The organism is Micromonospora sp. A3M-1-15 (genome assembly GCF_024213425.1).
Classification (GTDB): Bacteria; Actinomycetota; Actinomycetes; order Mycobacteriales; family Micromonosporaceae; genus Micromonospora; species Micromonospora chersina.
Map to the genome: position 1 here is coordinate 55464 of NZ_JANAVK010000010.1, position 21707 is coordinate 77170.

The 21707-nt window shown below is 73.4% G+C and carries 14 protein-coding genes; 7 read left to right on the plus strand and 7 right to left on the minus strand.

Annotated elements, in window-relative coordinates:
* Positions 1-78: 78 nt before the first annotated feature.
* From treZ to glgX, 3 genes are read right to left on the minus strand one after another with little or no spacing between them, the layout of a single operon-like run.
* Positions 79-1812: a malto-oligosyltrehalose trehalohydrolase gene (gene treZ / locus NLX85_RS32545; protein WP_254341680.1), complete on the minus strand. Its 1734-nt coding sequence runs from the start codon at positions 1810-1812 to the stop codon at positions 79-81.
* Entirely contained in the window at positions 1809-4145 is a 2337-nt protein-coding gene (gene treY / locus NLX85_RS32550) for a malto-oligosyltrehalose synthase (protein ID WP_254341682.1), read from the minus strand. The genes treZ and treY overlap by 4 nt, the downstream gene beginning before the upstream one ends.
* Positions 4146-4148: 3 nt before the next feature.
* The gene (glgX, locus tag NLX85_RS32555; RefSeq protein WP_254341684.1) at positions 4149-6269 is read right to left on the minus strand and encodes a glycogen debranching protein GlgX; all 2121 of its coding nucleotides are present in this window, start codon (positions 6267-6269) and stop codon (positions 4149-4151) included.
* Positions 6270-6582: 313 nt separating this feature from the next.
* Between glgX and NLX85_RS32560 the strand changes: the two genes are divergently transcribed.
* Both NLX85_RS32560 and NLX85_RS32565 read left to right on the plus strand, forming a co-directional pair.
* Positions 6583-7980: a glycosyltransferase family 4 protein gene (locus NLX85_RS32560; protein WP_254341687.1), complete on the plus strand. Its 1398-nt coding sequence runs from the start codon at positions 6583-6585 to the stop codon at positions 7978-7980.
* 94 nt (positions 7981-8074) lie between these two features.
* Complete coding sequence (locus NLX85_RS32565) at positions 8075-8575, plus strand: GNAT family N-acetyltransferase (RefSeq protein ID WP_254341688.1); 501 nt, start codon at positions 8075-8077, stop codon at positions 8573-8575.
* A gap of 37 nt (positions 8576-8612) precedes the next feature.
* Here the strand turns inward: NLX85_RS32565 and NLX85_RS32570 are convergent, their stop codons facing one another.
* Positions 8613-9506, minus strand: coding sequence for an alpha/beta hydrolase (locus NLX85_RS32570; protein ID WP_254341690.1), 894 nt, complete (start codon positions 9504-9506; stop codon positions 8613-8615).
* A 97-nt stretch (positions 9507-9603) separates the two neighbouring features.
* Here NLX85_RS32570 and NLX85_RS32575 point away from each other — a divergent pair, with 97 nt between their 5' ends.
* The 5 genes from NLX85_RS32575 to NLX85_RS32595 all read left to right on the plus strand — a co-directional run bounded on the left by NLX85_RS32575 (position 9604) and on the right by NLX85_RS32595 (position 16699).
* Positions 9604-10023, plus strand: a complete 420-nt coding sequence (locus tag NLX85_RS32575) for an NUDIX domain-containing protein (protein WP_254341692.1) — start codon at positions 9604-9606, stop codon at positions 10021-10023.
* 134 nt (positions 10024-10157) lie between these two features.
* Positions 10158-10814, plus strand: a complete 657-nt coding sequence (locus tag NLX85_RS32580) for a response regulator transcription factor (protein ID WP_254341694.1) — start codon at positions 10158-10160, stop codon at positions 10812-10814.
* A gap of 109 nt (positions 10815-10923) precedes the next feature.
* On the plus strand, positions 10924-13026 hold the full coding sequence (locus NLX85_RS32585; protein WP_254341696.1) for a M14 family metallocarboxypeptidase: 2103 nt from the start codon (positions 10924-10926) through the stop codon (positions 13024-13026).
* 4 nt (positions 13027-13030) lie between these two features.
* A complete protein-coding gene (locus NLX85_RS32590; RefSeq protein ID WP_254341698.1) occupies positions 13031-13804 on the plus strand; it encodes a fasciclin domain-containing protein in 774 nt (257 codons plus the stop codon).
* Positions 13805-13882: 78 nt separating this feature from the next.
* A complete protein-coding gene (locus tag NLX85_RS32595) occupies positions 13883-16699 on the plus strand; it encodes a M14 family zinc carboxypeptidase (protein ID WP_254341700.1) in 2817 nt (938 codons plus the stop codon).
* Positions 16700-16770: 71 nt separating this feature from the next.
* Here the strand turns inward: NLX85_RS32595 and NLX85_RS32600 are convergent, their stop codons facing one another.
* From NLX85_RS32600 to NLX85_RS32610, 3 genes are all read right to left on the minus strand, one after another.
* The gene (locus NLX85_RS32600; RefSeq protein WP_091309039.1) at positions 16771-18054 is read right to left on the minus strand and encodes a citrate synthase; all 1284 of its coding nucleotides are present in this window, start codon (positions 18052-18054) and stop codon (positions 16771-16773) included.
* Positions 18055-18248: 194 nt separating this feature from the next.
* A complete protein-coding gene (locus NLX85_RS32605; protein WP_254341702.1) occupies positions 18249-20294 on the minus strand; it encodes a sulfatase-like hydrolase/transferase in 2046 nt (681 codons plus the stop codon).
* Positions 20287-21702, minus strand: a complete 1416-nt coding sequence (locus NLX85_RS32610; protein WP_374628785.1) for a class I SAM-dependent methyltransferase — start codon at positions 21700-21702, stop codon at positions 20287-20289. Before NLX85_RS32610 ends, NLX85_RS32605 begins: the two co-directional genes overlap by 8 nt.
* Positions 21703-21707 lie beyond the last annotated feature (5 nt).

Below are 21707 nucleotides of genomic sequence, written 5' to 3' on the forward strand. Positions count from 1 at the left end.
CTGTCACCCCTGCTACGAGCGCCGCCGCCCCGATCCGACACGCGCGCCGGGATTTCTCCGAGGATTGTCGTACGCCGCTCAGAGCGCGACGATCGCGGCCGACTCCGCCGGCAGTTCGATCCCGTCCCGCATGACGGTGACCCCTTCGGAGGTGGCGAGCAGCACCCGGCGCACCACACCGGGCAGGTTGATCCGCTGCGCCTTGCCGGCCAGGTTCGCCACCACGAGGCAGCCGCCGCGGCGCATCAGCAGGAACTGGTCGCCGTGGCGGACCTCGACGTGGCTGAGCCGCGGGTCGGACAGGTCGGGACGGCGCTTGCGCAGCGCGATGAGCCGCCGGTGGAAGTCGTACATCTCCCGGTGCTCGGGCTTGTCCAACTCGGCCCAGTCGAGCCGGGACCGGACGAAGGTCTGCGGGTCCTGCGGGTCGGGCACGTCCCCCGGCGGCCAGCCGTGGGCGGCGAACTCCCGCCGGCGCCCGGTCGCCACGGCGGTGGCCAGCTCGGGCTCGGGGTGGCTGGTGAAGAACTGCCAGGGTGTGCTGGCGGCCCACTCCTCCCCCATGAACAGCATGGGGGTGAAGGGCGCGGTCATCAACAGGGTGGCGCCGACGCGCAGCAGCCCGGCGGAGAGCGTGGCGGAGATCCGGTCCCCGGTGGCCCGGTTGCCGATCTGGTCGTGGTTCTGCAGGTACGCCACGAACCGGTGCCCCGGCGTGCGCTGCCGGTCGACGGGCCGGCCATGGCTGCGGTTGCGGAAGCTGGACCAGGTGCCGGCGTGGAAGAACGCGCCGGTCAGCACGTCGGTGAGGCATTCGAGGGAGCCGAAGTCGCCGTAGTAGCCCTGCCGTTCCCCGGTGAGCAGGGTGTGCAGCGCGTGGTGGGCGTCGTCGTTCCACTGGGCGTGCAGCCCGTACCCGCCGGCCTCCCGGGGGGTGATCAGCTTCGGGTCGTTGAGGTCGCTCTCGGCGATCAGCGACAGCGGCCGGCCCAGGTGGGTGGAGAGCGTCTCCACCTCGACCGCGACCTCCTCCAGGAGATGGGTGGCCCGGGAGTCGGGCATGGCGTGCACGGCGTCCAGCCGCAAGCCGTCGACGTGATAGTCGCGCAGCCACATGAGCACGCTGTCGACGATGTAGCGGCGCACCCCGTCGGAGTGCGGCCCGTCCAGGTTGACGGTGCGGCCCCAGGTGTTGCTCTGCTCGGTGAGGTACGGCGCGAAGCGCGGCGCGTAGGCCCCGGAGGGCCCGAAATGGTTGTAGACGACGTCGAGGATCACCCCCAGCCCCTTCGCGTGCGCCGCGTCGACGAAGCGCTTGAGCCCGTCCGGCCCGCCGTACGGCTCGTGCGGCGCGTACCAGCAGACGCCGTCGTAGCCCCAGTTGTGCTCGCCGTTGAAGGCGTTGACCGGCAACAGCTCGACGAGGTCGACGCCGAGGTCGACCAGGTGGTCGAGGCGGCCGATCGCCGCGTCGAAGGTGCCCTCGGGAGTGAACGTGCCGATGTGCAGCTCGTAGAGGACGCTGCCGGGCAGCTGCCGGCCGGTCCAGTCCTGGTCGGTCCAGTCGAACGCCGCGTGGTCGTAGCGCCGGCTCGGCCCGTGCACGCCCTGCGGCTGCCAGGGCGACCGGGGGTCGGGCAGGGCACGCTCGTCGTCGTCGAGGAGGAACGCGTAGTCGGTGCCCGGTCCGGCGCCGGGCACCTCGACCCGCCACCAGCCCTCCGGCCCGGGACGCATGTCGTGGTCGGCGACGCCGGGCAGGCGCAGCCGCACCCGGGCGGCTTCGGGCGCCCACACCGTGAACTCGGTCATGCGGCTGCCTCCACGGAGTCGGTGGGAGCGAGGAGGGCGACGGGATAGGTGCTCAGCAGATCGTGCATCAGCAGCTCAGACCCACTGTAGACCCGACCGGTGAACACGTCCGTAACACTGTTGCCGGAAATCGCCAGCGTCGTGTCGCCCCAGCCGCCGGCGCGGGCCAGCCGCAGCGGCAGCCGGGTGGCCACCGCGATCGCGCCGCCCCGGTCGAAGGCCACGGCGTGCGCGCCGGCCGGGCCGTGCGCGGGCACCGGCCGGTAGCCGGTGAACAGCTCCGGGCGGTCCCGGCGCAGCCGCAGGGTGCGGGAGACCACGAGCAGTTTGGCCGCGCCGTCGGCGGCCACCGCGGGCCGCCAGCCGGCGTCGAGCCGGGCCAGCAGGTCCCGGCGTACGGCGAAGTCGACCGGGCGGCGGTTGTCCGGGTCGACGAGCGAGTTCTCCCACAGCTCGGTGCCCTGGTAGGTGTCCGGCACACCGGGCATGGCGAGCTGGACGAGCTTCTGCCCGAGCGAGTTGGACCAGCCGGCCGGGGTGATCTCGTCGGCGAACGCGGTGAGCTGGGCGTGCAGCTCCGGGTCGTCGTACATCCGGTCGACCAGGGCATGCAGCTCGTGCTCGAACGCCGGGTCGGGGTCGGCCCAGCTGGTCGACGCCGACGCCTCCCGGGCGGCCTTCTCCGCGTACCCGTGCAGCCGCTCCCGCTCGATCGGCCAGGCCCCGACGGCGGTCTGCCAGAGCAGGTGGGCGAACGCGGGGTCGGCCAGCGGGGCGCGGGACATCCAGTCGGCCACCCGCTCGGCCCACCGCCCGGGCAGCTCGGACAGGACGGCGAGCCGGGCACGGACGTCCTCGCCGCGCTTGGTGTCGTGGGTGGAGAGCGTGGTCATGCTCGCGGGCCAGCGCACCTGCCGGGCGGCGGCGAAGCGGTGGAACTCGGCCGGCGGCACCCCGAAGTGGGCCGGGCTGCCGCCCACCTCGTTGAGCGCCACGAACCGGCTCCACCGGTAGTAGGCGGTGTCCTCCACGCCCTTGGCCATGACCGCGCCGGAGAGCTGCGGGAAGCGGGCGGCCAGCTCGTGGCCGGGGTCGCGGAGCCGGGCGGTGACCGCGTCCAGCACGGCGGTCAGGTCGGGGCGGCGACGGCCGGCCTCGGCGCGGGCGGCGGCCAGGTGCCGGGCGCCCTCCGGCGGGTAGCCGCGGTAGACCGGGAAGCAGGCGGCCAGCTCGGCGAGGGCCGGCCGGACCTGCTCGGCGGGCAGTTCGGGGACGAACGCGGCGAGCCGGCTCAGCTCGGCGGCGAGCAGCCGGGTGGCCGCCGCCAGCTTGGTGTCGTGGGTGAGGTCCTCCCACGAGGTGTGCCGGCCGGTGAGCCGGCCGTCCAGCGCCGTGAAGTCCGCCTCGGCGTCCGGGTCGACGAAGAGCCCGCAGGCCGCGGCGAGGGCGTCGTAGCCCGTGGTGCCGTCGACCGGCCAGTCCGGCAGCTCCTCGCCGTACTCCAGGATCTTCTCCACCACCAGCCACGCGCCGGGCGCGGCGGCGCGCAGCCGGGCCAGGTAGCCGGCGGGGTCGCGCAGCCCGTCCGGGTGGTCGACCCGGATGCCGGCCAGGTCGCCGGCGGCGGCCCAGCGCAGGATCTCCGCGTGGGTGGCGCGGAAGACCTCCGGGTCCTCCACCCGGAGGCCGGCCAGGTCGGAGACGGCGAAGAACCGGCGGTACGTCAGCTCGGTGTCGCCGCGCCGCCAGTTGACCAGCTCGTAGTGCTGCCGGTCGTGCACCTCGCGCGGGGCGCCGTCCCCGGTGCCGTCGGCGATCGGGAAGCGGTGCTCGTGGTAGCGCAGCTCGCCGTCGACCACCTTGAGGTCGTCGAGGGCGTCGGGAGTGTCGGCGAGGACGGGCAGCAGCAGCCGGCCCCGGTCCCAGTCGATGTCGAACCAGTCGGCGTACGCCGAGGCCCGGCCCCGGCGCAGCACGTCCCACCAGGCCGGGTTGGCCGCCGGCCGGGCCACCCCGGCGTGGTTGGGCACGATGTCCACGACCAGGCCGAGCCCGGCCGCGCGCAGCGCCCGGACGAGGCGCTGCCGGCCGCCCTCCCCGCCGAGTTCCGGGTTGACCGCGCGGTGGTCGACCACGTCGTACCCGTGCTGCGAGCCGGGGGTGGCGGTGAGCAGGGGCGCGCTGTAGAGGTGGGTGACGCCCAGGTCGGCCAGGTAGCCGGCGAGACCGGCGGTGGCGTCGAGGTCGAAGCCGGGGCGGACCTGGACACGGTAGGTCGACCCCACCCGCGTCGTCGTCGCCGTCGTGTCGTGGGGGTGGGGGGTGTCGGGCATGGGTCAGGCCGTCCTCTCCAGGACCAGCAGCGAGCGGTCGGGGACGCAGACGCTCCCGCCCGCGTCGACCGTCGGGGTCTTCTCCGGATCCGGGTCCGCGGTGCTGATGACCGGCTCCCACCGCTGCCCGAACTCGGCCGGCGGCAGGGTGAAGTCCAGCGGCGCGTCGTGCGCGTTGAACAGCAGCAGGAAGGAGTCGTCCCGGTGGCGCTGGCCGTACTGGCCGCGTTCCGGGATGCCGTCGCCGTTGACGAACAGGGCCACCGAGCGGCCGAAGTCGTTGCCCCAGTCCTCGCCGGTCATCTCCCGGCCGTCCGGGGTGTACCAGGCCAGGTCGGGCAGGGCGGTGCCGGCGGCCCGGCCGCCGACCGGCAGCCCGGTGAAGAAGCGGCGCCGCTGGAACACCCGGTGCCGCTTGCGGAAGTCGGTGAGCCGCTGGACGAAGGCGACCAGGTCCTCGTCGGCCCGTTCCCAGTCGACCCAGGCCAGCTCGCTGTCCTGGCAGTAGGCGTTGTTGTTGCCGCGCTGGGTGCGGCCCAGCTCGTCGCCGTGGCCGAGCATCGGCACGCCCTGCGAGAGGATCAGGGTGGCCAGGAAGTTGCGCCGCTGCCGGGCGCGCAGGGCCAGCACGCCCGGGTCGTCGGTCTCCCCCTCGACGCCGCAGTTCCAGGAGCGGTTGTGGCTCTCCCCGTCCCGGTTCTCCTCGCCGTTGGCCTCGTTGTGCTTGTCGTTGTAGGAGACCAGGTCGTTGAGGGTGAATCCGTCGTGGCAGGTGACGAAGTTGATGCTGTGGAACGGGCGGCGCCCGTCGTCCTGGTAGAGGTCGGCGGAGCCGGAGATCCGGGAGGCGAACTCCGCGAGGGTGGCCGGCTCGCCGCGCCAGAAGTCCCGCACGGTGTCCCGGTACTTGCCGTTCCACTCGGTCCACTGCGGCGGGAAGTTGCCGACCTGGTAGCCGCCGGGGCCGACGTCCCAGGGCTCGGCGATCAGCTTGACCCGGCCGACCACCGGGTCCTGCTGCACCACCTCGAAGAAGGTGGACAGGCGGTCCACCTCGTAGAACTCCCGGGCCAGGGTGGCCGCGAGGTCGAAGCGGAAGCCGTCGACGTGCATCTCGGTGACCCAGTAGCGCAGCGAATCCATGATCAGCTGGAGGGAGTGCGGGCTGCGCACGTTGAGGCTGTTGCCGGTGCCGGTGTAGTCGACGAAGTAGCGCCGGTCCTCCTCGGAGAGCCGGTAGTAACTCGGGGTGTCGATGCCCTTGAAGCTCAGCGACGGCCCGAGGTGGTTGCCCTCGGCGGTGTGGTTGTAGACCACGTCGAGGATCACCTCGATGCCGGCCGCGTGCAGCGCCTTGACCATGCCCCGGAACTCCTGCACCTGCTGGCCGAGCCGGCCCAGGGCGGAGTAGCCGTGGTGCGGGGCGAAGAAGCCGATGGTGTTGTAGCCCCAGTAGTTGCGCAGCCCCAGGTCGGCCAGGCGGTGGTCGTGCACGAACTCGTGCACCGGCATCAGCTCGACCGCGGTCACCCCGAGTTGCTTGAAGTAGTCGATCATCACGGGTGAGGCGATGGCCGCGTACGTGCCCCGCAGCTCCTCCGGGATGTCCGGGTGGCGCATGGTCAGCCCGCGCACGTGCGCCTCGTAGATCACCGAGTGGTGGTAGGGCGTGCGCGGCGGCCTGTCGTTGCCCCAGTCGAAGTACGGGTTCACCACGACCGACTTCGGCATGAACGGCGCCGAGTCGGTGTCGTCGCGCCGGTCCGGGTCGCCGCCCACCTCGTAGTCGTAGACGGCCGGGCCCCAGGTGACCTCCCCGTCGACGGCCTTGGCGTACGGGTCCAGGAGCAGCTTGTGCGGGTTGCACCGGAGCCCGTTGGCCGGGTCCCACGGCCCGTGCACCCGGTAGCCGTAGCGCTGGCCGGGCTCGATTCCCGGCAGGTAGGCGTGCCAGACGTACGCGTCGACCTCGCGCAGCTCGACCCGGAGCTCGGCGCCGGTGTCCCACTCGTCGAACAGGCAGAGCTCGATCCTCTCCGCCACCTCCGAGAAGATCGCGAAGTTGGTGCCCATCCCGTCGTAGGTGGCGCCGAGGGGGTAGCTCTCGCCCGGCCAGACCTGCATGTCGCTCCTTCATGATCATGAGCGCACCGGACGGGCGGGCCGCCGGTGCGCACGCCGCTAATGCCCCGCCGCACGCTCCGCCAATCCACCCGTTCGGACGGTAACCGAAATCCACCGACCTGAGGCGGGCTGGACCTTCGGGTGTCGTCCGTCACGATCGCCCTTTTCGAGGTGCGGGTTCGCGCCGGATGGCTTTTCCTGGATAACGGACACGCGTGCCCGCGCGGGTCCACCCGGCCGTTCGGCCGCCCCCCACGCTTCCCACGCCGCCAGTGACGCCGGCGCGTTCCAGCATGCATGGACGGAGATCGATGTGACCACCCTGCGGGTCGGCGCGCAGCCCGCCACCGCGACGGACCGGACCCACCGGCCCACCCTCACCTCCCGCCCGACCATCCCACCGCAGCCCGGCGTGCCGCCCCGGACCCGGCGCATCCTCATGCTGTCGTGGGAGTACCCGCCGGTGCTCGTCGGCGGCCTCGGCCGCCACGTGCACGCGCTCTCCGTCGCCCTCGCCGCCGCCGGCCACGAGGTCACCGTCGTCACCCGCCACGCCGAGGGCGCTCCCCTGGAGGAGTACGCCGACGGCGTGCGGATCGTCCGCGCCGCCGAGGACCCGGTCACCTTCCCCCTCGCTACCGGCTCGCTGCTGGCCTGGACCATGGCCTTCAACCACACCCTCACCCGGGCCGCCCTGCGCGCCGCCGAGTCCGGCGCGTACGACGTCATCCACGCCCACGACTGGCTCGTCGCGCACACCGCCATGACGCTGCGCGAGCACCTGGACGTGCCGCTGGTCAGCACCATCCACGCCACCGAGGCGGGCCGGCACCAGGGCTGGCTGCCCGAGGAGATGAACCGCACCATCCACGGCGTCGAGCACTGGCTGGCCACCGAGTCCGGCCGGGTGATCGTCTGCTCCGGCTACATGCGCGACGAGGTGGGCGCGCTGTTCGGGGTGGACCCGACCCGGGTCGACGTGGTCCCCAACGGGGTGGAGCCGCACCGCTGGCGGGTGCCCGGCTCGGCGGTCGCCGCCGCCCGCGCCCGGTTCGCCGGGGACGGCCCGCTTGTCACCTTCGCGGGCCGGCTGGTCTACGAGAAGGGCGTGCAGCACCTCCTGGCCGGGCTGCCCCGGCTGCGCGACCGGCACCCCGGGCTGCGCGCGGTGATCGTCGGCGACGGGCCCTACCGGGCGACCCTGGAGGCCGAGGTGCACCGGCTCGGGTTGGGCGCCACCGTCAGCATGCCGGGCTTCCTGGGCGGCACCGACCTGCCCGCCGTGATGGCCGCCTCGGACTGCTTCGCCGTGCCGAGCATCTACGAGCCGTTCGGCATGGTGGCCCTGGAGGGGGCCGCGGCCGGCGCGCCGCTCGCGGTGTCCCGCACCGGCGGGCTGGCCGAGATCGTCGAGCCGGGCGTCACCGGGCTGACCTTCGCCCCGCAGGACCCGGACGGGCTCTCCGAGGCGGTGCACGCGCTGCTCTCCGACCGGGACCGGGCGCGGCTGCTCGCCCGGCGCGCCCGCGCCATGGTCCACGAGCAGTACGGCTGGTCGGCCATCGCGTCCCGCACGGCCGCCGCGTACGCGTCCGCCATCGCGGGCGATCCCGCGTTCACGGCCGCCCGGGCCGAGCAGCGGATGACCGCCGGCCGGACCCTGCCCGCCCTGCCCGAGGGCAACCTGCTCGCCGCCGCCGGCCTGCGCTGACCCGAGCCATGACGGCCGCCGGCCCCTGCACCGGGCCGGCGGCCGATCATGGACACCTCCCCAGGACTGCCGCGTCGCCCCTAGGATCGCGATCATGCGGGAGGTTGGGCTGACGGTTCGGCTGGCGGGCCTGGCGGATGTTCCTTCGTTGGTGGAGCTGCGGCTGGCCAACGCCGAGGCCCACCTCGCTCTCGATCCGGACGTCTACCGCGTTCCGCGGCGCGAGACGGTGGCGCGTCACTTCACGGCCCTGCTGGGCGACGAGGCGGGGCGGGACGGTGTTCTCGTCGCCGAGGTTCGGGACGGCCGGGTGGTCGGGATGATCGAGGTGCTGCGGCAGTCCGAGCCGCCGGAGCATCAGATCCTGCGTCCTGAGCCGTCGGCGCAGGTGCACACCGTCGTGCTGCCTGACGCCCGGGGACTCGGGGTGGGAACAGCGCTGCTGGAGGCGGCCGAACGGTGGGCGACCGATCGAGGGATCACGTACCTGTCCGCCGGCATCCACCACCGCAACGTGGGTGCGGTGCGCTTCTACGGTCGGCACGGCTACGCCGACTCCGGTTTCTCCCTGGGCAGGCGTCTGGGCGTCCGGTGACCAGTGGTACGCCCGGCCGCGCGTCGGCCGCGGAAGATCAGCTGGATCGTCGGCCCAGCACCTGCGCGGCGTCGCGGAGGAAACGGTCCGCCGCCGTGGCGGCGGCGGGTGACACGTCCCGCAGGGTCGGGAAGTCGTGGACCAGTCCGGGCTCACGTCGGTGCGTCACCGGCACGCCGGCGGCCCGCAGGCGCGCGACGTAGGCCTCACCCTCATCGCGCAGAGGATCGTGCTCGGCGGTCACGACGACGGCCGGCGGCAGACCTCGCAGGTCCGCGACGAGCGGATTGGTCGACGGCGAGTCGCGGGTGTCGGGATCGGGCAGCCACATGGCGACCCACCGGCGAAGGGTGCCGGCATCGAGCAGCCAGCCGCGCCCCTTGTCCTCGACGCTCGGACACCGGAGCGTGGGATCGGCGTTCGGGCAGACCAGCAGCTGCGCCAGCAGGGGAACCTCGTCGCGCAGCCGCAGCGCCGCCAGGATCGCGATGAGACCGCCGGCCGAGTCCCCGGCCACCGCCACCGGTGTCCCGTCGCCGGCCACCCGCCGGACCACCCCCACCGCGTCGTCGACCGCCGCCGGCCAGGGATGTTCCGGCGCGCGTCGGTAGTCGACCGCGACCACCGACGCCGCCGTGGCCACGGCGAGCCGCCGCGCCTGCGCGTCGTGCGTGTCGAGGTCTCCCAGGACGAACCCGCCGCCGTGGAGGTAGACGACCGCTGGGACCGCGCCCGGCGCGTACACCCGTACCGGGACACCCGCCATCGTCGTGTCGATGGTCGGGACCTCCGGTCCCGGCGTACGTGCCGCGGCCCGTGCGCGGGAGGCTAGACGCGCGGTCGTCACGTCCGGTTCGCCGACGGTGGGCTGGGCCCTCACGGCCCGCAGGAATGCGGCCAACTGGTCGTCAGCGATGAAGTCCTCCGGCACGGGATCATGCTAGTGGGCCGGCCGGCCGGCTCCGGCTGGTCGGAAGCTTCGCGCCGACGGTCCCGCGCCGGGAGAGCCGCCGTGGAATGATGCCGCGATGGCCAGCTATGACGTCGCGCTCGTCCTGCTCGTCGACCCCTCGGACGCGATCCTCCTCCAGCACCGTGACGAGCACGCGCCCGTCTCACCCAACCAGTGGAGCCTGCCCGGCGGGAGCATCGAGCCCGGTGAGACGCCGGAGGAGGCCGCCCGCCGGGAGCTGCGGGAGGAGACCGGCCTGACCGCGGGCGAGCTGCGTCCCCTCTGGACCGGCCCGCGCCCCTACGAGGAGGGCTTCCCGCACACGGTCACGGTCCACGTCTTCCGCGGCGCCACGGACGCCCGCCAGGAGGACGTGGTGTGCGGCGAGGGCCGGGCGATGGTCTTCGTCCCCCGCGACGAGGTGCTCGACCGCGAGCTGGCGGTCTCCACCGCGTTCGTCCTACCGCTTCACCTCAAGGCACCGAGCCACTCCTGAGGGGCTCACCGGGTCGGCCCGACGGCTCGACACGCATGATCGTCTGGCCGTGATCTCCCGTCCGGACTGGTCGCGGCCGGTGCGGATCGGACAGACTCGCGTGAACCTGTCGCGACGAGGTTCGAGGAGACGCGGTGCGGGTGCTTCTGGTGGAGGACGACCTGCGAGTCGCGTCCGCGCTCGCCGCCGCGCTGCGCCGCCGGGGCAACTCGGTCATCACGGCCACGACCGCGTCGGAGGCGGCCGAGGCGGGGCCGGTCGACCTCCTGCTGCTCGACCTCAACCTGCCGGACCGGGACGGCCTGGCGCTGTGCCGGGAGATCCGCCGGCACAACGAGGACATCGCGATCATCGCGGTGACCGCGCGCTCCGACGAGCGGGACCGGGTGGCGGGACTGCGGGCCGGCGCCGACGACTACGTGGTGAAGCCGTTCTCGATGGCGGAGTTGCAGGCCCGGATCGAGGCCGTGATGCGCCGCAGCGCCCGCGCCTTCCGGGCCGAGCCGGCGCTGGAGGTGGGCGACCTGCGGCTGGACCTCAACGCCCGGCGGGTCTGGCTCGGCGCCCGGGAGGTGGTCCTGACCCGCAAGGAGTTCGCGCTGCTGATGGCGTTGGCCCGGCAGGCCGGGACGGTGGTGCCCCGGGAGCGGCTGCTCATGGACGTCTGGCAGACCACCTGGGGCGGCGGCCACACCCTCGACGTCCACGTCGCCGCCCTGCGGGGCAAGCTCGACGACGCGGGCCTGGTGGAGACCGTACGCGGGGTGGGTTACCGGCTCCGGCCGGAGTGAGCCGCCGATCCTCAGATCAATCTCAAGAAATCGAGCGCCGTCCACCGTGGGCGGGGTGGCTGGCGTGTGCTGTCCGGACCGAAGTCATCCCACCTGTTCTGGAGCTTCCATGAGAGACAGACGGACGACGGCCCTTCTCTCCGCCCTGCTCGCCGCCAGCCTCGCGGCGTTCGCCGGGCCCGTGCCCGCACAGGCCGACCCGGCCGAACCGGGCCAGGTCCAGGGCCTGACGGTCGTGCAGGGCGACGGCTACGCCACCCTCGCCTGGACGCCGGTCGACGGCGCCACCGACTACCAGATCGAGCGCACCCCGGTCGCCGCCGACGACACGGCGGCGGGACCGGCGGTCATCACCGGCGTCTGGCGGCCGAACCGTCAGATCAACAACTCCTCGCCCACCTTCGCCGACGCCGGCTTCAACCCGGGCGCCCGGTTCCAGTGGCGGGTCCGCGCCCGCTTCGGCGCCACCGACCAGCCGTTCTCGGCGCCGATCGCCGGCACCACCCGGGCCCCCTGGGGGGACCCCGCCGTGCCGGGCCAGAACCTCCGGACCCAGTGGGAGACGACCCTCGCGGCGCAGTACACCAGCGACGTCAACGAGTACGCGTACACCGCGGCGGTCGACGAGGCGAGCGACCGTGTCCGGGTGACCGAGATCGGCCGGACCGCGCTGGGCCGCCCGATCAACATGTTCGTCATCGGCTACCCCACCCCGCCGGCCACCCCGGCGGCGGTGGCCGCCACCTCGCCGCTGATGATCAACTGCAACGTGCACGGCAACGAGCCGGGTGACCGGGAAGCCTGCCTCATCATGGCGCGCCAGTTGGCCTTCAGCGACGACCCGCGCACGCTGGACCTGCTGTCGCACACCACCGTGCTGATCGTGCCCACCATCAACGGGGACGGCCGGGCGGCCAACACCCGGGGCAACTCCACCGGCCAGGACCTCAACCGGGACTACTCGCTGGTCCGCCAGCCGGAGACCTTCGCGCTGGTGCGGATGCTGCGCGACTACCGGCCGGTGGCCGGCTACGACGGGCACGAGTTCGGCAACTCCAGCGCCGGCGACCTGCCGATGCTGCCGCCGCGGCACCAGAACGTCGCCCAGCCGATCTTCGACGAGTCGCAGCACATGATCGAGGGTCACATGTACACGCAGGGCGCGAAGGACGGCTGGTGGCCCTGCCCGTACGGGTGCAACGGCGGCGGCAACGTGGGGCTGAGCGAGGAGACCATCCTGCGCAACACGCTCGGGCTCAAGAACGTGGTGAACTCCCTGCTGGAACTGCGCAGCGCCGGCGGCACCACCCGGCCGGACGAGGGCAACACGGCGAACAACCGGCGGCGCAAGGCGTACTCGGCGCTCTGGACGTTCCAGCAGTTCCTCGACTACCACCGGGCGAACCTCAAGGAGATCACCTCCGCGCGGGCCGACGCGATCACCTTCCAGGTGTCGAACACCGGCCGGATCGTCTTCCGCGGCTCCCGCCCGATCGCGGCGTACCCGTCGCCGCACCCGGGTGAGGCCCCGCCGCCGCTTGACGCCCCGCGCGAGGACCAGATCCTCACCGACGCGCCGTGCGCCTACCGGCTCACCGAGGAGCAGTACCACGGTGAGCGCACCGACGGCCCGGCCGGCCAGCGGACCACTGTCGCGCAGCGGCTCGCCGCGCACGGCTGGAAGGTGGTCAAGGTCGACGACGGGTACGTGGTGCCCCTCGCCCAGCCCGAACGGGGGCTGATCCCGCTGCTGCTCGACGGGCAGGCCGTGGAGAAGCTGGTCGACGCCGAGCGGGTGCACCCGACGGTGACCGGCCCGCACGACGGCCCGCTCGTGGTCTCCGGCGTCACCTGCCTGCGGGACGCCACGGTGACCGGCCCGGTCCGGGTCCGGCCCGGCGGCACGCTTGTCGCCACCGGCTCGTCGATCACCGGCCCGGTGGACGCGACCGGCGCCGCCGGGGTCTTCCTGACCGACAGCACGGTCGGCGGCCCGGTCCGGATCGCGCAGGGCACCGGCCCGGTGGTGGTCGTCGACGCCACGGTCGACGGTCCGCTCGACGTGTCCGGCAACCGGGGCGACGCGCCGCTGCTGGCGGCCAACACGGTCACCGGCCCGCTGCGCTGCGACGGCAACGCCACGGCGCCGGTCGACCTGGAACTGGGCAACTCGACGCAGGGCCCGAAGACCGGCCAGTGCGCGAGCCTCTGATCCGTTGATCGTCGTACCGGCCGGACCGGCCACCCCGGTCCGGCCGGTACGACCCGACCTGACCGGAGACGCCGTGGAACGGCCCGTCATCCCCCCGCGATCCCGAATCCTCCCCCGGCGCCGGTGGCCGGCACGCCGGCGACCGGCCGCCGCGCTCGCCGCGGCCGCGCTGTCCCTGCTGCTCGCCGGCACGGGCTGCTCCGGTGCCGGCACCGCCTCGCCGGCCGCCGCCGGCGGCGCCGCGCCGAACGCGGCGCCCGTCGTGAGCGGCCCGCTGTGTGACCTGCTGCCCTCCGGCAGCGACCCGGGCAACCCGGCGGCCCTCACCGGCCAGCCGGCCGAGGTCGCTCTGCAGTGGCTTCCCGTCCTCACCAGGTTCGAGGCGGCGGTGCGGGCGTCCGGCCTGTCCGCCGACCTGCACGGCGGCTCGGGGGTGACCATCCTGGCCCCGACCGACGACGCGTTCGCCGCCAAGTTCTCCGAGGACGACCTGGACCACCTGCTCCTGGCCGACCGGGACAAGCTCCGCGGCCTGCTCCGCGAACACCTCGTCGCCGGGTCGCTGTCGCTGTCCGACCTGGTGTCCGCCGGAAAGGTCACGACGCTCGCCGGCACCACGGTGACGGTCACCGGTGGCGGGGGGAGCGCCCGCCTGGCCGACCAGGCCGACACCGTGTGCGCCGACTACCAGGTCGCCGGCGCGCGGATCCACATCATCAACCACGTGCTCGGCAATCTGCCCACCACCGGCGGCGCGGCCGGGCACCGCTCCCACTGACTCTTGCTCACCGAAACCGCAGCTCATACGTTCGATCCAGCTCGCTCGATCTGCCCCCGAGTGAAACGAGGCATCCCGATGCGCCTGTCGAAGCGTCCACACCGGGCGGTCCCCACGAGAAGAACGGCCGGCCTCGCCGCGCTGCTCCTGCTGGCCGGCCTGACGCCGTTGCTCGGAGGCGCGCCGGCCGGCGCCGCCCCCACGCCGCCCGGCTGCAGCGACGATCCTGCCGCCCGGCTGTCCACCGTGCCCAGCCCCGAGTCCGCGCTGGGCTTCCCGCTCGGCACCGGCCAGGAGCGGGTCGTCACCAACGACGAGGTCCGTAGCTACCTGACGGCCGTCGACGCCGCCTCCGACCGGGTCGTCACCGGCGTCATGGCGACGAGCGTGCTCGGCCAGCCGCTGCCGTACGCCGTCGTCTCGAACGAGCGGCACATCCGGCGGGGCGCGCTGCGGCAGATCGCCGACGACATCCGCGACCTGCGGGACCCGCGCCGGACCACGGCGAAGAAGGCCGCCGAGACCGCGGCCGACCGCCCGGCCATCGTCTGGGTGACCGCGAACGTGCACGGCGGGGAGAAGAGCGGCACGGACGCCGCGCTCAAGACCCTGTACGAGCTGGCATCCGGCCTGTCCTGCGCGGTCGCGGAGCGGAACGACAACCTCGTGACCGTCATCGTGCCGACCCAGAACCCCGACGGCCGCGACGCCAGCCGCCGGCAGAACGAGTACGGCTTCGACATGAACCGGGACTGGTTCGCCCGCACCCAGCAGGAGACCGACGGCAAGATCGAACTCCTGCGGCAGTACCCGCCGCAGGTCTTCGTCGACGCGCACGAGATGGGCGGCCGGCAGTACTTCTTCCCGCCCAACGCCGACCCGATCCACCACGAGATCGCCAGCGAGAACGTCGACTGGATCAACCGGATCGGTGAGGCCAACAAGGCCGGCTTCGGCTTCAACGGCGCCTGCGGCGGCGCCGTCACCACCGAGTGCTACTTCAACTACGCGACGTACGACCTGTTCTTCATGGGCTACGGCGACACCGTCCCGGCCGCCGGCTTCGGCGCCGCGGGCATGACCTTCGAGAAGGGCAGCGCGTCGGCGGTGGCCGACCGGGTCCAGCAGCAGTTCCACACCCAGTGGTCCACCCTCGGCTGGGCCGCCGCGAACAGGCACGAGGTGCTCACCGGCTACTACAAGATCTGGACGGACGCGCTCGCCGAGGGCCGGGCCGGGGCGCTGGAGCCGAACGAGGTGGTCCAGCCGACCAACACCGTCCAGTTCCCGGTGCCGGACATCAGCATCCGCTCGTACTTCCTGCTTCCCGACCGGCAGCTCGGCGACGTGCGCCGGCTGGTCGAGCGGCTGCGCGGGATGGACGTCGAGGTCTACGAGGTGACCAGGCCGACGACGGTGCCCACCGCCCGGGTCTTCGGCGGGCGCACCGCGACCGACGTCACGGTGCCGGTGGGCGCGTACTGGATCCCGATGGACCAGCCGCAGAAGCACTGGATCCAGGCGATCATGGGCGAGGACCCGTACGTCCCGTTCCCCTACTTCTACGACGTGTCGTCCTGGAGCAACCCGCTGCTCATGGGCGTGGACACCATCTACACCGGCGACGACGTCCGGCCGCACGCCCGGCCGGTCCGGGAGATCACCGGCGGCACGACCTCGGCGGCCGGGGCGAAGGGGTCGTACGCGTACCCGCTGGACTCGGCGGCGGCGGCCGAACTCACCTTCCGGCTGCTCGGCTTGGGCGTGCCGCTCGTCCGTGACCTCGACACCAGCGTGGTCGGCTTCCCCGCGAAGAGCCTGACCCCGGAGATCGACCGGCTGGCCCGGTCGCTCGGGGTGACCCTGAGCCCCAGCGGCGCGGCGGCCACCGGCAGCCCGGTGGACCTGCCGGACGTCGGCCTGTTCCAGGGCACCGGCATCTCCACCACCTCCGGCTCGCACGGCGAGGCCCGGTACGTGCTCGGCAAGCGGTGGGGGCTCGACCTCACGCCGGTGACCACCGCCGACATCAACGACAACACCCCGGCGTTCACTGGGCGCACTGTGCTGCTCGTGCCGGACGGCAGCAGCGCGACCGGCGGGCTCACCGCCGCCGGGCAGGCCAACCTGCGGAACTGGATCGCCCAGGGCCACACCTACCTCGGCCTGCGCAACGAGGGCACCCGGATGGCCCGGGCCGCCGGCCTCACCTCCACCACCGAGAAGGCGAAGCCGGCGGACTACCGGATGATCGGTTCGCACCTGCGGGTCGACGTCGACGGCAGCAGCCCGGTCGCGCTGGGCCGCCCGGCGGAGGACTTCGAGTTCAACAACAGCGACTCGATCCTGAACCCGAGCAGCACCGGCACCAACGTCCTCACCTACCCGTCCGGGGACACCTTCTGGGCGAACGGCTACACCACGCGCAGCGAGGTGCTGAAGGGCACTGTCGCGCTCGTGGACGAGCCGACCGGCGCCGGCCGGGCCGTGCTGTTCGCGTTCAACCCGCTCTTCCGGGCGTACAACGAGAACGGGCTGCACCTGGTGGCCAACGCACTGCTCTACCCGTCGGGCGCGGCGGCGGACCGCGGCGGCGCGCGGCGGACGACAGGCGTCGACCCCGCCCGGGCGGCCGCGGCGGCCCAGCCGGTGGCGGACGACCTGGGCGGCGAGTGGCGCCCGATCACCGTCGAGGTGGCGGCCGCCGACCGCGGTCGGGCCGAGGCGGTCGTCGCCCGGTACACCGACACCGCCCGGGTCTCCGAGGTGGACGGGTCGGCCTACCTGGTGATCCCGAATCCGGCCGGCCTCCAGGCCGACGAGCACCCGTTCCTGCGTGACCTGGTGGGTGCCCTCCGGGAGGCGCGGATCCCGCTGCGTTCCCTGGTGGGCTGACGCAGCGGCCCGCATACACGAAGGCCGCCGACCCCCCACGGGGTCGGCGGCCTTCGCCGTCGGGACCGGACTCAGCGCTCGGTGGCGGGGACGTAGTCCCGCTCGGCGTAGCCGGTGTAGATCTGCCGGGGGCGGCCGATCTTGGTCTCCGGGTCGTTGATCATCTCGCGCCACTGGGCGATCCAGCCGGGGAGCCGGCCCAGCGCGAAGAGCACCGTGAACATCTTGGTGGGGAAGCCCATGGCCTTGTAGATGAGGCCGGTGTAGAAGTCCACGTTCGGGTAGAGCCGGCGGGAGACGAAGAAGTCGTCGGCGAGGGCGATCTCCTCCAGCTGCACCGCGAGGTCGAGCAGCGGGTCCGGCTTGGCCATCCGGCCGAGCACGTCCTGCGCGGCCTTCTTCACGATGGCGGCGCGCGGGTCGTAGTTCTTGTAGACCCGGTGGCCGAAGCCCATCAGCTTCACGCCGTCCTGCTTGTCCTTGACCTTCTGCACGAAGGACCGGACGTCGCCGCCGTCGGCCTGGATCTTCTGGAGCATCTCCAGCACGGCCTGGTTGGCGCCGCCGTGCAGCGGGCCGAACAGCGCGTTCACGCCGGCCGAGACCGAGGCGAACAGGTTGGCGTTGCTGGAGCCGACCAGCCGGACGGTCGAGGTGGAGCAGTTCTGCTCGTGGTCGGCGTGCAGGACGAACAGCATGTCCAGCACCTTCGACATCACCGGGTCGACCTCGTACTCCTCGGCCGGAACACCGAAGGTCATCCGCAGCAGGTTGTCGACGTAGCCCAGCGAGTTGTCCGGGTAGAGCAGCGGCTGGCCGATCGACTTCTTGTACGCGTACGAGGCGATGGTGGGGACCTTCGCCATCAGCCGGATCGTGGACATCTCCACGTGCTCGGAGTCGAACGGGTCCAGGCTGTCCTGGTAGAAGGTCGAGATGGCGCTGACGGCCGAGGAGAGCACGGCCATCGGGTGCGCGTCGCGCGGGAAGCCGTCGAAGAAGCGGCGCATCTCCTCGTGCAGCAGCGAGTGCCGCCGGATCCGGTCGCTGAACTCGGTCAGCTGCGTCTGGGTCGGCAGCTCGCCGTAGATCAGCAGGTACGAGACCTCCAGGAAGGAGGACTTCTCGGCCAGCTGCTCGATCGGGTAGCCGCGGTACCGCAGGATGCCCGCGTCACCGTCGATGTAGGTGATCGCGGACGAGCAGGACGCGGTGTTCACGAAACCGGGGTCGTACGTCGTCATCCCGGTTTCCTTCAGCAGCTTGCCCACCCCGATCCCGGCGGGCCCCTCGACCGCGGGCTGTACCGGCATCGACAGCTGCCCACCGGGGTGGTCGAGCTTGACTTCCGTCATCTGTTCCTCGCTTCGCCGGCAAGATCTTCGTTGAGTTGCCTTCGCTTTTACCGTAATCACGGTGGGGAGGACACCGCTCGTCATGGTTCGGTGGTGAGGTATGCGTCACCCGATTCCCGACTTGCCGGCTCGGAAACCCCGTGGAAGCGCGACCACCCCGAGCTGGGAAGGCTACCCGCCGCCGCCGTGGATGATCACGAGAGGGTGAGCCGGCGCAGCGTCCCGTCGGCCCCGACGCGGTAGATGTCGAGCCGGTTGGACCCGGCCGCGAAGAGCCGGTCGTCGGGCAGGAGCGCGGCGAAGCGCCGGCCGCCGGGGTCGGGCCGGACCACCGGCACGACCGCGCCGACCGTGCCGTTGACCGCCACCGCGAGCCGGGTGCCGTCCGGGACCGAGGCGGGCACCGTCCCCCAGACCAGCGCGGGCAGTTCGCCGTGCGCGGGGTCGACGTCGCGGAACGCGGCGAGGTCGGCCACCGTGGCCGTACCCCCGGAAGGCCTGTCCCCCACGCGGGCGCCGAGCAGCGGGTCGGGCGGCGGCGGGGCGGGCGGGGACGGGACCCCGCCGGTGATCGTCAGCGGCTGGCCGGGCCGGTCGTAGAAGCGCTTGTCGGCGCGCTCGCGCGGGGCCTGCCTCGCCGAGCGGCCGTCCACCCGCCAGGGGATCCGCACGTGCGTCTCGTCGGCGATGGTGGGCAGCAGGTCCACGTGCTCCCAGTTCCGGTCGTCGACCCGGCCGGCTCGCTGGCCGGGCTCCTTCACGAACATCGGCACCCAGGCCACCTGGTCGGCCGCGTGCGTGATGGCGTCCAGCCCCCGGCCCTGCCAGTCCTGGCGGAAGCTCACCCCGTGGTCGGCGGTGACCAGCACGAGCGCCTTGTCGTAGAGGCCGGTGGCGCGCAGGGTGCGCAGCGTCTCGCCGATCAGCCGGTCGGTGTAGCCGAGTTGGGCGAGGTGCCGGGCCCGGGCCAGGTCCACCCAGCCGGCCCCGTCGTTGGGCAGGTCCTCGGGGGCGGCGTAGTGCGCCCCGGACGGCAGGTACGCCCACGGCGAGTGCGGCATGAGCAGGTGCAGGAAGTGCAGGGTCGGCCGGGCGGTGGGGCGCAGCCCCGCGAGGAAGGCGGTGAACCGGGCCGGCTGGTTGTCGTCGAGGGTGTCCCAGCGGAACTTCGGGTCGGCCGGCACCGGCTCAGCCGCGTCCAGCCCCACCTCGGCCCGGGTCTGCTCCCGGTAGGAGTCCTCCGGGTCGATCCGGCTGTCCACCGGGGCGGTCACCTGGCGCAGCAGTTTCCCGCTCTCCCGGACCAGCACGCCGAGCCCCTGCTCGGGGCTGACCGGCTGCTCGCAGCGGCTGGGCGGGCAGAGCCGGGTGATGCTCTCCTCGGCCTTGATGTCGTACAGGCCACCGAGCGCGGTGAACAGGTTGTCCGGATATTGCGAGTAGTGCGGGGCGAACGGCTCGGCAGGGTAGCGCCCGGTGAGCATGGCCGGCAGCGCGTAGGGCGTCCAGCCGCTGACGCCGGTGGCGTTGCGGTACCAGGTCGAGCCGCCGGCCAGCTCGGCGAAGTGCGGATACCGGGTGGCGTCGATCCGGCCGTCCGGGCCGAGCAGGGAGACCAGCGGCAGCTCGTCCAGGACGATCATGACCACCGGCGGGTGCGCGCCGGCGCCGGCCACCCCGGCGGCGCCGCCGTGCCCGCGGGGCAGCACCACGGCCGAGGCCGGCGAGGCGAAAAGGAACAGGCCGACGAAGACCAGCGGCCCGACCGCGGCCACCCGCAGCACCCGGCCCGGGGCCCGCCACCGCCGGTGGGCGGCCGCCGCGGCGGCGCCGGCCACACCCGCCACGAGCAGCAGGGGTACGCCCCGCAGCGGCGTGACGTGCCGGCCCACCTGGACCGCGAGCGCGGCCAGCAGCAGCCCCACGACAAGCGTGTGCACGGCCACCCGGGCGAGCCGACCGGCGACCAGGCCGACCGCGCCGAGCAGGGCGAACGGCACGGTCGGCGCGATCGCGACCAGCGCCACCAGGAGCAGCACGTCGGCCCGGGAGGCGCGGTGGAACAGGAAGAAGTCGGGGCTGCGGCCGAGCACGTCCAGCAGCGGCTGGGTCACCACGAGCCCGACCAGCGCCACCACCTCCAGGAGCCGGCCCACCTCGCCACGCCAACCACCCCGAGCCCGGGGCCGCTCCGGGCTCGCCGGCGGCGCCTGCGGGGGCGCGAGCGTGCCCTCAGCCACCCACCACCACCTGGTAGAGGGTGCGGGTGCCCGACGGCAGTTCGGTGCGCGCCACGACCCGCCCCCGCGCCGCGAGCAGCGACTCGAACACCTCCCGGCGGTAGTCCGGGAAGAGCCCGTCCGGCTTGTTGGCCAGCAGCCGGCGGGCCATCGGGTCCTCCGGGTGGACGAACTCGACCACCAGGCTGCCGCCGGTCACGGTCAGCGCGGCGAGCTGGTCCAGCACCTCGGGCAGCGGCACGTTCCGGCCGATCGCCAGGTGGTGCACCACGGCCAGGGCGAGCACCACGTCGGCCCGGGCCCGGTCGGCGAAGGACGCCCGCTCGACGCCCCGCCAGCCGCCGCCCGGGGACGGGTCGGCCAGGTCCATCACCAGCGGCAGGATCCGCCGCTCCCCCTCGTCGCGCAGCGCCCGGTAGAGGGCGTCCACCACGGCCGGGTCCTGCTCGACGGCGACCACGTGGTCGGCGTGCCGGGCGGCGATCCGGGCGTACCGGCCGTCGTTCGCGCCCAGGTCGAGCACCCGGCCGGGCCCGGTCGCGGCCACCGCACGGTCAACGAAGTGCTCCTTGACCTGGCGGTCCGGCACCGAGTACGCGCAGGTGCGCTGGTAGTCCGACCAGTGGCTCTCCCCCGGCCGGTGGTCCAGCCGGCGGACCAGCTTCGCCAGACCGCGCACGGTGGCCAGGGCCAGCTCGCGCGAGTAGCCGGCGGCCCGCAGCTGGGCGCGCACCGCGCTGGTGCTGGCCTCGGCGTTGCGGTCCTGCATGGCGCCGTGCAGGTGCACGTGGGTGAGCACCCCGGCCCGCCAGCGCCGGGCCCCGCCGAAGAGCCGGCGCATCTGGTCCGGCTCGATGCCGTCGATCCGCGCCCGCAGGAAGGGCTGGAAGTCCAGCCCGAGGTGGGCCTGGACCAGCAGCGGGTAGAGCAGGGTCTGGCAGAACTGCCGGTAGCCGGCCCAGGGCTCGCCGTCGCGGGCCGCCTCGAACGAACCGACGTCGATGAAGACCGGCCGGGCGCCCCGCCACTGCACGTTGTACGCGGAGCCGTCCTTGGTGGTGAAGCCGGCGGCCAGCGCCGCCCGCAGCACCTCCAGGTGCAGCAGGGCGGCGTCCCGGAGCATCCCGTACGACCACTCGTAGGGATGCGAGACGAACGGGATCCGCTCGTGGCGCAGCACCGCGGCCCAGGGCACGTCGACCGGGGTGGGGAACACCTCCTGGGTGCCGCAGACCTGACCGCCGGCGAGCAGGTCGCGGAAGAAGTCGCTGGCCGCCAGGGCGCGCCAGTCGCGCGCGGACCGCTCGTCGAGCCCGCGCAGCACCTCGCCGGCGCGGTGGAAGACCCGGTTGCCGGGGTCGCGGAAGGAGCCGGGCTCGGCGCGCAGGCCGGTGTCGGGAGCCGCCACGCCGG

What these genes read in the sequence shown, in the direction of transcription:
- treZ (WP_254341680.1), bottom strand. Translation starts at nt 1,812, where the DNA reads ATGACCGAGTTCACGGTGTGGGCGCCCGAAGCCGCCCGGGTGCGGCTG.
- treY (WP_254341682.1), bottom strand. Translation starts at nt 4,145, where the DNA reads ATGCCCGACACCCCCCACCCCCACGACACGACGGCGACGACGACGCGG.
- glgX (WP_254341684.1), bottom strand. Translation starts at nt 6,269, where the DNA reads ATGCAGGTCTGGCCGGGCGAGAGCTACCCCCTCGGCGCCACCTACGAC.
- NLX85_RS32565 (WP_254341688.1), top strand. Translation starts at nt 8,075, where the DNA reads ATGCGGGAGGTTGGGCTGACGGTTCGGCTGGCGGGCCTGGCGGATGTT.
- NLX85_RS32575 (WP_254341692.1), top strand. Translation starts at nt 9,604, where the DNA reads ATGGCCAGCTATGACGTCGCGCTCGTCCTGCTCGTCGACCCCTCGGAC.
- NLX85_RS32585 (WP_254341696.1), top strand. Translation starts at nt 10,924, where the DNA reads ATGAGAGACAGACGGACGACGGCCCTTCTCTCCGCCCTGCTCGCCGCC.
- NLX85_RS32595 (WP_254341700.1), top strand. Translation starts at nt 13,883, where the DNA reads ATGCGCCTGTCGAAGCGTCCACACCGGGCGGTCCCCACGAGAAGAACG.
- NLX85_RS32600 (WP_091309039.1), bottom strand. Translation starts at nt 18,054, where the DNA reads ATGACGGAAGTCAAGCTCGACCACCCCGGTGGGCAGCTGTCGATGCCG.